Here is a 12,579-nt window from a genome sequence, read left to right on the forward strand (position 1 = left end):
AAGCTCGGCGGCAACCTGCTCGACCGCGAGGCGGAACTGCAGAAGCTCGTGAAGGTGAAGGCGGGCGACCGCTTCTCGGCCGAGAAGCTGCAACAGACGACGAAGGCGATCGTCGACAAGCTCGGCGAATACGGCTACGCGTTCGCGACGGTCAATGCGCAGCCGGAGATCGATCAGCAGCATCACACGGTCGCGCTGACGCTGGTCGTCGATCCGAGCCGCCGCGTGTACGTGCGCCACGTGAACATCGTCGGCAACACGCGCACGCGTGACGAGGTCGTGCGCCGCGAGATGCGCCAGCTCGAAAGCTCGTGGTTTGATTCGAGCCGCCTCGCGCTGTCGAAGGATCGCGTGAACCGTCTCGGCTACTTCACGAACGTCGACGTGACGACGGTGCCGGTCGAAGGCACGAACGATCAGGTCGACGTGAACGTGAAGGTCGAGGAGAAGCCGACCGGCGCGATCACGCTCGGCGCCGGCTTCTCGTCGACGGACAAGGTCGTGCTGTCGGCGGGCGTGTCGCAGGACAACGTGTTCGGCTCCGGCACGAGCCTGTCGGTGAACGTGAACACCGCGAAGAGCTACCGCACGCTGACCGTCACGCAGGTCGATCCGTACTTCACGGTCGACGGGATCAAGCGGATCACGGACGTCTACTACCGCACGTACCAGCCGCTGTACTACTCGACGTCGTCGAGCTTCCGGATCATCACCGCGGGCGGCAACCTGAAGTTCGGCATTCCGTTCTCGGAAGTCGACACCGTCTATTTCGGCGCGGGCCTCGAGCAGAACCGTCTCGACGTCGATTCCGCGACGCCGCAGAGCTATATCGACTACGTGAACGAGTTCGGCCGCGTGTCGAACACCGCGCCGCTGACGGTCGCGTGGTCGCGCGACGCGCGTGACAGCGCGCTGATCCCGAGCAAGGGCTACTTCACGCAGGCGAACGTCGAGTACGGCGCGCCGATCGGCAAGATCCAGTACTACAAGGCGGATCTGCAGGCGCAGTACTACTACTCGTTCGCGCGCGGCTTCATCCTGGGCCTGAACCTGCAGGGCGGCTACGGCGCCGGCATCGGCAACACGTATCCGATCTTCAAGAACTACTACGCGGGCGGTATCGGCTCCGTGCGTGGCTACGAGCCGAGCTCGCTTGGGCCCCGCGACACGACGACGAACGATCCGATCGGCGGCTCGAAGATGGTGGTCGGCAACATCGAAATGACGTTCCCGCTGCCCGGCACCGGCTACGACCGCACGCTGCGCGTGTTTACGTTCCTCGACGGCGGCAACGTGTGGGGCAACGCGCCCGGCGGCACGAGCACCGGCGCGAACGGCCTGCGCTACGGCTACGGCGTCGGCCTCGCGTGGATTTCGCCGATCGGTCCGCTCAAGCTGAGCCTCGGCTTCCCGCTGCAGAAGCACACGGGCGACCAGTACCAGAAATTCCAGTTCCAGATCGGGACGGCGTTCTGACCGCGCGGCACATCACAACAGCATCGAGAGGGTAATTTTGCGAACCGGTACGTTTTTGAAACGCGTGATGGGTGCGGTGGCCGTGACAGTCGCGCTGGGCGCGTCGGTGGCGCATGCGCAGGACGTCGCCCGCATCGCGGCGGTCAATTCGGATCGGATCCTGCGCGAGTCCGCGCCTGCGAAGGCCGCGCAGATCAAGCTCGAGGCCGAGTTCGCGAAGCGCGACAAGGATCTGCAGGACATGACGCAGCGCCTGAAAGCGATGTCGGATGCACTCGACAAGAACGGCCCGTCGATGTCGGCGGCGGATCGCGCGCAGAAGCAGCGTGACCTCGCGCAGCTCGACACCGATTTCCAGCGCAAGCAGCGCGAATTCCGCGAAGACCTGAACCAGCGCCGCAACGAGGAGCTCGCGGCGGTGCTCGACAAGGCGAACAAGGTCATCAAGCAGATCGCCGAGCAGCAGAACTACGACCTGATCGTGCAGGAAGCGGTGTACGTGAGCCCGCGCATCGACATCACCGACAAGGTGCTCAAGGCGCTCGCGGCGAACGGGGCGTCCGGCGTATCGGCGAACTGAACGGAGCGGATCGAAGCATGGCATTGACGCTTGAGGAACTCGTAGGGCGATTCGGCGGCGAGATCGTCGGCGATCGCCAGTGCCGGGTCGGCGGCCTCGCGCCGCTCGATCAGGCCGGCCCGCAGCAGCTCGCGTTCCTCGCGAATCCGAAGTATCTGTCGCAGGTCGAGACGACCGGCGCCGGCGCGGTGCTGATCGCGCCGAAGGATCTCGAGAAGCTCGGCGCGGCCGCTACCGCCCGGATGGGCGGCTCTCGCAATTTCATCGTGACGCCGAATCCGTACGCGTATTTCGCGCGCGTCGCGCAGATGTTCATCGATCTCGCCACGCCGCCGCGCGCGGCGGGCATCCATCCGAGCGCGACGATCGATCCGGCCGCGAAGGTCGCCGCGAGCGCGGTGATCGGCCCGCACGTGACGATCGACGCGGGCGCGGTGATCGAGGACGGCGTGCAGCTCGACGCGAACGTGTTCGTCGGCCGCGGCACGACGATCGGCGCCGGCTCGCACCTGTATCCGAACGTGTCGGTCTACCATGGCTGCCGGATCGGCCCGCGCGCGATCGTTCACGCGGGCGCGGTGATCGGCTCGGACGGCTTCGGCTTCGCGCCGGACTTCGTCGGCGACGGCGACGCGCGCACCGGCACCTGGGTCAAGATTCCGCAGGTCGGCGGCGTGTCGATCGGGCCGGACGTCGAGATCGGCGCGAACACGACGATCGACCGCGGCGCGATGGCCGACACGGTCATCGAGGAATGCGTGAAGATCGACAACCAGGTGCAGATCGGCCACAACTGCCGCGTCGGCGCGTACACGGTGATCGCGGGCTGCGCGGGGATCGCGGGGAGCACGACGATCGGCCGCCACTGCATGATCGGCGGCGCGGTCGGCGTCGCCGGGCACGTGACGCTCGGCGACTACGTGATCGTCACCGCGAAGTCGGGCGTGTCGAAGTCGCTGCCGAAGGCGGGGATCTACACGAGCGCGTTCCCGGCCGTCGATCACGGCGAATGGAACCGGAGCGCCGCGCTCGTGCGCAATCTCGAGAAGCTGCGCGACCGGATCAAGGCGCTGGAGACCGCGCTCGCCGCGCGCGACGGCGGCGGCGCCTGACGCATTCATCATGAGCCGGGCAGCCACTGCGCGTGCCGTCCGGCCGGACCAGCAGGGCCGCGCGACGGCCCGCATCTGCATCACCACCGCGCAGCCACTGCGTGAGACGAACCATCATGAGCACTGAAAAAATCAATCTCGACATCCACAAGATCCTCACGCTGCTGCCGCACCGCTACCCGATCCTGCTCGTCGATCGCGTGCTCGAACTCGAGCCGCACAAAAGCATCAAAGCGCTGAAGAACGTGACGATCAACGAACCGTTCTTCACCGGGCATTTCCCGAAGCGGCCGGTGATGCCGGGCGTGCTGATTCTCGAGGCGCTCGCGCAGGCGGCCGCGCTGCTGACGTTCGCCGAGGATGACAAGCAGGATCCGGAGAACACGCTCTATTACTTCGTCGGCATCGACGGCGCGCGCTTCAAGCGCGTCGTCGAGCCGGGCGATCAACTGATTCTGAACGTGTCGTTCGAGCGTCACATCCGCGGGATCTGGAAGTTCAAGGCCGTCGCGGAAGTGGACGGCAAGGTCGCGGCGGAAGCCGAGCTGATGTGCACGGTCAAGACGGCCGACGCGGCACCCTGAGCCTGAGCAGCATCGGTATCGGCCAACGCAACGCGACTATTCACACGGAGAGGCAACGGCGCATGAGCAGGATTCATCCCACGGCAATCGTCGAGCCGGGCGCGCAGGTCGACGCATCGGTCGAGATCGGCCCGTACGCGATCGTCGGTCCGCACGTCACGATCGGCGCGCGCACGACGGTCGGTTCGCACAGCGTGATCGAAGGGCATACGACGATCGGCGAGGACAACCGCATCGGCCATTACGCGTCGGTCGGCGGCCGGCCGCAGGACATGAAATATCAGGACGAGCCGACCCGGCTCGTGATCGGCGACCGCAACACGATCCGCGAATTCACGACGATCCACACGGGCACCGTGCAGGACGCCGGCGTCACGACGCTCGGCGATGACAACTGGATCATGGCGTACGTGCACATCGGCCACGACTGCCGCGTCGGCAACAACGTGATCCTGTCGAGCAACGCGCAGATGGCCGGGCACGTCGAGATCGGCGACTGGGCGATCATCGGCGGCATGTCGGGCGTGCACCAGTTCGTGCGGATCGGCGCGCACGCGATGCTCGGCGGCGCGTCGGCGCTCGTGCAGGACGTGCCGCCGTTCGTGATCGCGGCCGGCAACAAGGCGGAGCCGCACGGGATCAACGTCGAGGGGCTGCGCCGCCGCGGCTTCTCGGCCGACGCGATCTCCGCGCTGCGCAGCGCGTACCGGCTGCTGTACAAGAACGGCCTGTCGCTCGAGGAAGCGAAGGCGCAACTGCGCGAGCTGTCCGAGGCGGGCGGCGAAGGCGACGCGCCGGTCAAGGCGCTCGTCGATTTCATCGACGCGTCGCAACGCGGGATCATCCGGTAACCGATGCCGCTTACGTCCAATCAGCTCCGGCTCGCGATGGTCGCGGGCGAGCCGTCGGGCGACCTGCTGGCGGCGTCGCTGCTCGGCGGGCTGCGCGAGCGGCTGCCCGACGACACGCGGTATTACGGAATCGGCGGGCCGCGGATGATCGCGAACGGCTTCGACTCGCACTGGCCGATGGAAACGCTGACCGTGCGCGGCTACGTCGAGGCGCTGCGGCACATTCCGGCGATCCTGCGGATTCGCGGCGAGCTGAAGCATCAGTTGCTCGCGGAGCCGCCCGACGCGTTCATCGGCGTCGATGCGCCGGACTTCAACTTCGGCGTCGAGCACCGGCTGCGCGACGCGGGCATCCCGACGATCCACTTCGTCTGCCCGTCGATCTGGGCGTGGCGCGGCGGCCGGATCAAGAAGATCGTGAAGTCCGTCGACCACATGCTCTGCGTGTTCCCGTTCGAAACGGCGCTGCTCGCGAAGTCGGGCGTGGCCGCGACGTACGTCGGCCATCCGCTCGCCGACGAGATTCCGCTCGAGCCCGACACGCACGGCGCGCGGGTCGCGCTGGGATTGCCGGCCGACGGCCCGGTGATCGCGGTGCTGCCCGGCAGCCGGCGCTCGGAGATCGAGCTGATCGGGCCGACGTTCTTCGCGGCGATGGCGCTGATGCAGCAGCGCGAGCCGGGCGTGCGCTTCGTGATGCCGGCCGCGACGCCCGCGCTGCGCGAGCTGCTGCAGCCGCTCGTCGCCGCGCATCCGCAGCTCGCGCTGACGATCACCGACGGCCGCTCGCAGGTCGCGATGACGGCCGCCGACGCGATCCTCGTGAAGAGCGGCACCGTGACGCTCGAGGCGGCGCTCCTGAAGAAGCCGATGGTGATCTCGTACAAGGTGCCCTGGCTGACCGGGCAGATCATGCGCCGGCAGGGCTATCTGCCGTACGTCGGACTGCCGAACATTCTGGCCGGGCGCTTCGTCGTGCCCGAGCTGCTGCAGCATTTCGCGACGCCCGACGCGCTCGCCGACGCGACGCTCACGCAGCTGCGCGACGACGCGAATCGCCGCACGCTGACCGAGATCTTCACCGAAATGCATCTGACGCTGCGGCAGAACACGGCCGCGAAAGCGGCCGAGGCGGTCGCGAGCGTGATCGAGCAACGCAAGGGGCGCGCATGACGGTTGCTCGCACGACGCGGCGGCGCGCGCCGTCCGCGGCGGCCGCCGCACAGGACGGCTTCGACTTCAGCATGCCCGGCGAGATCGTCTGCGGCGTCGACGAAGCGGGGCGCGGGCCGCTCGCGGGCCCGGTCGTCGCGGCCGCGGTGATTCTCGATCCGGCGCGGCCGATCGACGGGCTCGACGATTCGAAGGCACTCTCCGCGAAGAAGCGCGACGCGCTGTACGAGCTGATCGTCGCGCGCGCACGCGCGTACTGCGTCGCGTCGGCGAGCGTCGAGGAGATCGACTCGCTGAACATCCTGCACGCGACGATGCTCGCGATGAAGCGCGCGGTCGAAGGGCTCGCGGTCGTGCCGACGCTCGCGCAGATCGACGGCAACCGCTGCCCGACGCTCGCTGTGCGCAGCGAGGCGATCGTCGGCGGCGACGCGCTCGTGCCGGGCATCTCGGCCGCATCGATTCTCGCGAAGGTCACGCGTGACCGGATGCTCGTCGAATTGCACGAGCAGTTCCCGGTCTACGGCTTCAACGTTCACGCGGGCTACGGCACCGCGAAGCATCTCGCCGCGCTGCGCGAGCACGGGCCGTGCGTGCATCATCGCCGTTCGTTCGCGCCGGTGCGCGACGTTCTCCATCTTCTGAAACGATGAAAGCCATCACGTCCCGCGACAATCCGCTGTACAAGCGCGTGAAGGCGCTCGCGGGCTCGACGCATCAGCAGCGCAAGAGCGGTCAGGCGCTGCTCGAGGGGTTCCATCTCGCGAGCGCGTATCTTGATACCGGTGCGGTGCCCGAGCTCTGCATCGCGACCGAAGGCGCGCTGAAGCACGACGAGGCGCAGCGAATCGTCGCGCGGATCGACGCGCACCGGCTCGTGACGCTGCCCGATGCGTTGTTCGGGCAGCTGTCGAGCGTCGTGAACGGCGTCGGGTTCCTGCTGCTCGTCGACTGCCCCGAGCACGCGCTGCCCGCCCGCGTGACGGAGACCGCGCTCGTGCTCGACGGCGTGCAGGACGCCGGCAACGTCGGCTCGATCCTGCGCAGCGCGGCGGCGGCGGGCGTCAAGCACGTGTTCTGCGCGCCGGGCACCGCGTACGCATGGTCGTCGAAGGTGCTGCGCTCGGGGATGGGCGCGCATTTTCTGCTGTCGATCCACGAGGACGTCGCCGCCGAGGCGCTCGCCGCGCGGCTCGCCGTGCCGGTCGCGCTGACCGATTCGCATGGCGCGCAGGCGATCTACGACTGCGATCTGTCGGGGCCGGTCGTCTGGGTGTTCGGCAACGAAGGGGCGGGCGTGTCGGCGTTCTGGCGCGACTCGGCGACGCATCGCGTGACGATTCCGCAGCCGGGCGGGATGGAGTCGCTGAACGTCGCGGCCGCGGCGGCGGTCTGTCTGTTCGAGCAGTGCCGGCAGCAGCGGCGGGGCTGACGCCGCAACATACACGTCAAGCGCACGTCGGGCGCGCACGCAAAAAAGGCCGCGTTCGACGCGGCCTTGTCGTTTCCGGTGGATCGTTTCTCAAGAAAACGCCGGGCCGCCCCAAGTTTTCTTGACCCCCTCGGGGGGCCTGACGCGAAGCGGCAGGTCTGGGGGGCGCTCAATACGACTGACGATCGAGCCGGATTTCCTGCAGGATCGTCGTCGCGATTTCCTCGATCGACTTGTGCGTCGACGACAGCCACTTGATCCCTTCGCGGCGCATCATCGCCTCGGCCTCGTTGATCTCGAAGCGGCAATTCTCGGGCGCCGCGTACTTGCTGCCGGGGCGCCGCTCGTTGCGGATCTCGGACAGCCGTTGCGGATCGATCGACAGCCCGAACAGCTTGTCGCGATGCAGCGCGAGCGCGGACGGCAGCTTGCCGCGCTCGAAGTCCTCCGGAATCAGCGGATAGTTCGCGGCCTTCACGCCGTACTGCATCGCGAGATAGAGGCTCGTCGGCGTCTTGCCGCTGCGCGACACACCGACCAGGATCACCTCGGCTTCGTTCAGGTTGCGGTTCGACTGGCCGTCGTCGTGCGCGAGCGAGAAGTTGATCGCCTCGATCCGCGTCTTGTATTCCTCGGTGTCGGCGGCCTGGTGCCCGCGGCCCATCGCGTGGCTCGATTTCAGCTGCAGCTCCTGCTCGAGCGGCTCGACGAAGCGCTGGAACATGTCGAGCACGAGCGCGTTCGAGCGCTTGACGATCTCGTTCGACTCGCCGTCGACGAGCGTCGTGAACACGATCGAGCGCCGGCCGTCGTGCGTGGCGGCCTCGTTGATCTTCTCGACGGTCGCATACGCCTTGTCGAGCGAATCGACGAACGGCACGCGCACGAGCCGGAATTTCTGGTCGAACTGGGAGAGGATCGAGTGCGCGAAGGTTTCGGCGGTGATCCCGGTGCCGTCGGAAACGATGAAAACGGTGGGCAGCATCAATCTGGACGTGGAACGTGAAGGGCGGTTGCGTGGGCGGACTGGAGGCCGCATTCCAGACGCAATCCTCAGGTCGCGCCACATCCGGCAGCCGGCACGGTAGAATAGCGGCAACCTGTTGGATAAGCAATTGCGGCAGGCGGGCCCGACGGCGCCGTCTTCATGTCGCGATCGATCATAAATTCCCGGCAAGTTCGGCGATTCTTCCGTTTTTATCGCCCTTCTGCCGGGATTTTTGTCAATCGGGGGCGGAGCACGCTCCGCGCGCGGCGATCGCTTATCTAACAGGTTGCACAAGACGCGTCGCGCTTTTTTGCAAGCGCCCGCGATCAAGCCCACTTGCGCGATCGAGCATTTTTTTCACACTTAGGGGCTTGTATGACTAACGCAGCAAACGTCGCAAAGGACCTGGCGTATGTAATTCCGTTCGAGCAGTTGCGGATGACCGATGTGGAGATCGTCGGCGGCAAGAATGCGTCGCTCGGCGAAATGATCAGCCAGCTTGCCGAGGCAGGCGTGAGCGTGCCCACCGGTTTTGCCACGACCGCGCTCGCCTTTCGCGATTTCCTCCAGCACAACGACCTCACCGATCGCATCGCCAAACGTCTCGAGTCGCTCGACATCGACGACGTGAAGGCGCTCGCCGAGGCCGGCGCGGAGATCCGCAAGTGGATCGTCGACGCACCGCTGCAGCCGCGCCTCGAGGACGAGATCCGCGCGCAGTTCGAAATCCTGCAGAAGAGCTCGCCGGGCGAGCTTTCGTTTGCCGTCCGCTCGTCGGCCACGGCCGAAGACCTGCCCGACGCATCGTTCGCCGGCCAGCAGGAGTCGTACCTGAACGTCGTCGGCGTCAACGACGTGCTCGACCGCATGAAGCACGTGTTCGCATCGCTCTATAACGACCGCGCGATCTCGTATCGCGTGCACAAGGGCTTCACGCACGCGGAAGTCGCGCTGTCGGCCGGCGTGCAGCGGATGGTCCGCTCGGACGTCGGCGCGGCCGGCGTGATGTTCACGATCGACACCGAATCGGGCTTCAAGGATGCCGTGTTCATCACGTCGAGCTATGGCCTCGGCGAGACGGTCGTGCAGGGCGCGGTGAATCCGGACGAGTTCTACGTGTTCAAGACGACGCTCGCGCAGGGCAAGTACCCGATCATCCGCCGCTCGATCGGCTCGAAGCTGATCAAGATGGAGTTCACGCAGCCGGGCGAGCCGGGCCGCGTGAAGACGGTCGACGTCGCGCACGAGCAGCGCAACCGCTACTCGATCACCGACGACGACGTGATCCAGCTCGCGAAGTACGCGGTGATCATCGAGAAACATTACCAGCGTCCGATGGACATCGAGTGGGGCAAGGACGGCCGCGACGGCAAGCTGTTCATCCTGCAGGCGCGCCCCGAGACCGTGAAGAGCCAGGCGAGCGGCAAGGCCGAGCAGCGCTTCAAGCTGAAGGGCCAGTCGAACGTGCTCGCGACCGGCCGCGCGATCGGCCAGAAGATCGGCGCGGGCCCGGTCCGCGTGATCCAGGATCCGTCGGAGATGGAACGCGTGCAGCCGGGCGACGTGCTCGTCGCCGACATGACCGACCCGAACTGGGAGCCGGTGATGAAGCGCGCGGCCGCGATCGTCACGAACCGTGGCGGCCGCACCTGCCACGCGGCGATCATCGCGCGTGAGCTCGGCGTGCCGGCGGTCGTCGGCTGCGGCGATGCGACCGACATCCTGAAGGACGGCGCGCTCGTCACCGTGTCGTGCGCGGAAGGCGACGAAGGCAAGATCTACGACGGCCTGCTCGAGACCGAAGTCACCGAAGTGCAGCGCGGCGCGCTGCCGGAGATTCCGGTCAAGATCATGATGAACGTCGGCAACCCGCAGCTCGCGTTCGACTTCTCGCAGCTGCCGAACGCGGGCGTCGGTCTCGCGCGCCTCGAGTTCATCATCAACAACAACATCGGCGTGCACCCGAAGGCGATCCTCGAGTACCCGAACATCGACCAGGATCTGAAGAAGGCGGTCGAAAGCGTTGCGCGCGGTCACGCGTCGCCGCGCGCGTTCTACGTCGACAAGCTCGCGGAAGGCATCGCGACGATCGCCGCGGCGTTCTATCCGAAGCCCGTGATCGTGCGTCTGTCCGACTTCAAGTCGAACGAGTACAAGAAGCTGATCGGCGGCTCGCGCTACGAGCCGGACGAGGAAAACCCGATGCTCGGTTTCCGCGGCGCGTCGCGCTACATCGCCGAGGACTTCGCGCTGGCGTTCGAGATGGAGTGCGTCGCGCTCAAGCGCGTGCGCGACGAGATGGGCCTGAACAACGTCGAGATCATGGTGCCGTTCGTGCGGACCGTGAAGCAGGCGGAGCGCGTCGTCGGCCTGCTCGAGAAGTTCGGCCTGAAGCGCGGCGTGAACGACCTGCGCCTCGTGATGATGTGCGAAGTGCCGACGAACGCGATCCTCGCCGAAGAGTTCCTGCAGCACTTCGACGGCTTCTCGATCGGCTCGAACGACCTGACGCAGCTGACGCTCGGCCTCGATCGCGATTCGGGCATGGAGCTGCTCGCGGCCGACTTCGACGAGCGCGATCCGGCAGTCAAGTTCCTGCTGAAGCGCGCGATCGACACGTGCCGCAAGATGGGCAAGTACGTCGGCATCTGCGGCCAGGGCCCGTCCGATCATCCGGACTTCGCGCAGTGGCTGACCGACGAGGGCATCGTGTCGATCTCGCTGAACCCCGACACGATCATCGATACGTGGCAGGCGCTCGCCGCGCGCAAGTAACGGTCGAGTAGCGGCCGAGTAGCGGCCGAGTAGCGGCCAAGGACCGGCGAAGTAACGGCCGGTAACGATTCCCGGTCCGGACCGCCTGCGGCATGGGGTCCGGATGCAGGCAAATCGCAAGCTTCGTGCTATAAACACCCCGGTATGCACCGGGGTGTTTTCGTTTGAAGGGGACTACAAGATGTCCGCGCATCTGTTCTGGTGGATCGGGGTGGGCGTGCTCGTCGTCGCCGAGTTGCTGACGGGCACGTTCTATCTGCTGATGATCGCGCTCGGCTTCGTTGCCGGCGGCGTGCTGACCGTGCTCGGCGCTACGCCGTCCGCGCAGATCGCGACGGCCGCCGCCGTCGCGATCTGCGCGGTGATCGTGCTGCGCCGCTCGGGGCTCGGGCGCAAGCAGAAGCGCGATGCGTCGGAGAATCCCGACATCAATCTCGACATCGGCGCGACCGTCTCGGTCGACGCGTGGCGCGGCCGCCGCGCGCGCGTCCAGTACCGGGGCGCCGAATGGGACGTCGAACTCGCCGACGGCGAGCGCGACGACGCCGGGCTCTACGAAGTGCGCGCGGTGCGGGGAAGCTGCCTCATCGTGGCCGCGGTGGCCGCGAAGCCCGCGCACTGACCTGATCGTCCGTCAACAACAAGGAGGAACAATGGACTTGCTGATCATCTGGGCTGTGCTGTTCTTCATCGCGATCGTGATCGTGATGCAGACGGTGAAGATCGTCCCGCAGCAGCATGCGTGGGTGCTCGAGCGCTTCGGCCGCTATCACGCGACGCTGTCGCCCGGCCTCAATATCGTGCTGCCGTTCGTCGACCGGATCGCGTACCGGCACGTGCTGAAGGAGATTCCGCTCGAGGTGCCCAGCCAGATCTGCATCACGCGCGACAACACGCAGTTGCAGGTCGACGGCGTGCTGTATTTCCAGGTGATGGACGCGATGAAGGCGTCGTACGGCTCCAGCAACTTCGTGTTCGCGATCACGCAGCTGTCGCAGACGATGCTGCGTTCGGTGATCGGCAAGCTCGAGCTCGACAAGACGTTCGAGGAGCGCGATTTCATCAACCACAGCATCGTGTCCGCGCTCGACGAGGCGGCGTCGAACTGGGGCGTGAAGGTGCTGCGCTACGAGATCAAGGATCTGACGCCGCCGAAGGAGATCCTGCACGCGATGCAGGCGCAGATCACGGCGGAGCGCGAGAAGCGCGCGCTGATCGCGGCGTCCGAAGGGCGCAAGCAGGAGCAGATCAACCTCGCGGCCGGCGCGCGCGAGGCGGCGATCCAGAAGTCGGAGGGCGAGCGGCAGGCCGCGATCAACCAGGCGCAGGGCGAGGCGGCGGCGATTCTCGCGGTTGCCGAGGCGAACGCGCAGGCGATCCAGAAGATCGCGCAGGCGATTCAGTCGCAGGGCGGCATGGATGCGGTGAACCTGAAGGTCGCCGAGCAGTACGTCGGCGCGTTCTCGAATCTCGCGAAGCAGGGCAATACGTTGATCGTCCCGCAGAATCTGTCGGATCTCGGCACCGCGATCGCGTCGGCGCTGACGATCGTCAAGCGCGCGACGCCGGGCGCGGCCGGCGTCGCGCCGACCGGCAAGGGTTGACGTG

The 12,579-nt window shown here is 66.7% G+C and carries 12 protein-coding genes; 11 read left to right on the forward strand and 1 reads right to left on the reverse strand.

The features are described 5' to 3' along the window. From bamA to HZI36_RS16965, 8 genes are all read left to right on the forward strand, one after another. Positions 1-1,476 (forward strand): outer membrane protein assembly factor BamA (bamA, locus tag HZI36_RS16930; RefSeq protein WP_179403812.1); only part of this gene is annotated, 1,476 nt, incomplete at its 5' end. Between the two features lie 67 nt (positions 1,477-1,543). Further along, positions 1,544-2,056 carry an OmpH/Skp family outer membrane protein gene (locus HZI36_RS16935; RefSeq protein ID WP_179403813.1) on the forward strand — a complete coding sequence of 171 codons (513 nt, stop codon included), beginning with the start codon at positions 1,544-1,546 and terminating at the stop codon, positions 2,054-2,056. A gap of 17 nt (positions 2,057-2,073) precedes the next feature. Beyond that, a complete protein-coding gene (lpxD, locus tag HZI36_RS16940; protein WP_179403814.1) occupies positions 2,074-3,168 on the forward strand; it encodes a UDP-3-O-(3-hydroxymyristoyl)glucosamine N-acyltransferase in 1,095 nt (364 codons plus the stop codon). 116 nt (positions 3,169-3,284) lie between these two features. Then, entirely contained in the window at positions 3,285-3,752 is a 468-nt protein-coding gene (gene fabZ / locus HZI36_RS16945) for a 3-hydroxyacyl-ACP dehydratase FabZ (RefSeq protein ID WP_179403815.1), read from the forward strand. A gap of 62 nt (positions 3,753-3,814) precedes the next feature. Further along, entirely contained in the window at positions 3,815-4,603 is a 789-nt protein-coding gene (gene lpxA, locus HZI36_RS16950) for an acyl-ACP--UDP-N-acetylglucosamine O-acyltransferase (protein ID WP_179403816.1), read from the forward strand. Positions 4,604-4,606: 3 nt separating this feature from the next. Next, positions 4,607-5,776, forward strand: coding sequence for a lipid-A-disaccharide synthase (gene lpxB, locus HZI36_RS16955; RefSeq protein ID WP_179403817.1), 1,170 nt, complete (start codon positions 4,607-4,609; stop codon positions 5,774-5,776). After that, complete coding sequence (gene rnhB, locus HZI36_RS16960; protein ID WP_179403818.1) at positions 5,773-6,429, forward strand: ribonuclease HII; 657 nt, start codon at positions 5,773-5,775, stop codon at positions 6,427-6,429. The genes lpxB and rnhB overlap by 4 nt, the downstream gene beginning before the upstream one ends. After that, complete coding sequence (locus tag HZI36_RS16965) at positions 6,426-7,208, forward strand: TrmH family RNA methyltransferase (protein ID WP_179403819.1); 783 nt, start codon at positions 6,426-6,428, stop codon at positions 7,206-7,208. Before rnhB ends, HZI36_RS16965 begins: the two co-directional genes overlap by 4 nt. A gap of 169 nt (positions 7,209-7,377) precedes the next feature. On the opposite strand, the gene ppsR is transcribed toward HZI36_RS16965, so the two are convergent. Continuing rightward, positions 7,378-8,193, reverse strand: coding sequence for a posphoenolpyruvate synthetase regulatory kinase/phosphorylase PpsR (gene ppsR, locus HZI36_RS16970; RefSeq protein WP_179403820.1), 816 nt, complete (start codon positions 8,191-8,193; stop codon positions 7,378-7,380). A 378-nt stretch (positions 8,194-8,571) separates the two neighbouring features. On the opposite strand from ppsR, the gene ppsA reads away from it, so the two are divergent. The 3 genes from ppsA (at position 8,572) to HZI36_RS16985 (ending at position 12,575) form a co-directional block, all read left to right on the forward strand. Beyond that, positions 8,572-10,971 (forward strand): phosphoenolpyruvate synthase, encoded by a 2,400-nt coding sequence (gene ppsA, locus HZI36_RS16975; protein WP_179403821.1) that lies wholly within the window; start codon positions 8,572-8,574, stop codon positions 10,969-10,971. Between the two features lie 181 nt (positions 10,972-11,152). Beyond that, on the forward strand, positions 11,153-11,593 hold the full coding sequence (locus HZI36_RS16980) for an NfeD family protein (RefSeq protein WP_179403822.1): 441 nt from the start codon (positions 11,153-11,155) through the stop codon (positions 11,591-11,593). Positions 11,594-11,624: 31 nt separating this feature from the next. Continuing rightward, on the forward strand, positions 11,625-12,575 hold the full coding sequence (locus HZI36_RS16985) for an SPFH domain-containing protein (RefSeq protein ID WP_179403823.1): 951 nt from the start codon (positions 11,625-11,627) through the stop codon (positions 12,573-12,575). Positions 12,576-12,579: the final 4 nt, after the last annotated feature.

This window comes from Burkholderia guangdongensis (assembly GCF_013403875.1).
Lineage (GTDB): Bacteria > Pseudomonadota > Gammaproteobacteria > Burkholderiales > Burkholderiaceae > Burkholderia > Burkholderia guangdongensis.

Bases quoted from the DNA above. Each gene is read 5' to 3' on its own strand.
- HZI36_RS16985 (WP_179403823.1), top strand. From the start codon at position 11,625: ATGGACTTGCTGATCATCTGGGCTGTGCTGTTCTTCATCGCGATCGTG.
- lpxB (WP_179403817.1), top strand. From the start codon at position 4,607: ATGCCGCTTACGTCCAATCAGCTCCGGCTCGCGATGGTCGCGGGCGAG.
- ppsA (WP_179403821.1), top strand. From the start codon at position 8,572: ATGACTAACGCAGCAAACGTCGCAAAGGACCTGGCGTATGTAATTCCG.
- lpxA (WP_179403816.1), top strand. From the start codon at position 3,815: ATGAGCAGGATTCATCCCACGGCAATCGTCGAGCCGGGCGCGCAGGTC.
- HZI36_RS16965 (WP_179403819.1), top strand. From the start codon at position 6,426: ATGAAAGCCATCACGTCCCGCGACAATCCGCTGTACAAGCGCGTGAAG.
- HZI36_RS16980 (WP_179403822.1), top strand. From the start codon at position 11,153: ATGTCCGCGCATCTGTTCTGGTGGATCGGGGTGGGCGTGCTCGTCGTC.
- fabZ (WP_179403815.1), top strand. From the start codon at position 3,285: ATGAGCACTGAAAAAATCAATCTCGACATCCACAAGATCCTCACGCTG.
- ppsR (WP_179403820.1), bottom strand. From the start codon at position 8,193: ATGCTGCCCACCGTTTTCATCGTTTCCGACGGCACCGGGATCACCGCC.
- HZI36_RS16935 (WP_179403813.1), top strand. From the start codon at position 1,544: ATGGGTGCGGTGGCCGTGACAGTCGCGCTGGGCGCGTCGGTGGCGCAT.
- rnhB (WP_179403818.1), top strand. From the start codon at position 5,773: ATGACGGTTGCTCGCACGACGCGGCGGCGCGCGCCGTCCGCGGCGGCC.
- lpxD (WP_179403814.1), top strand. From the start codon at position 2,074: ATGGCATTGACGCTTGAGGAACTCGTAGGGCGATTCGGCGGCGAGATC.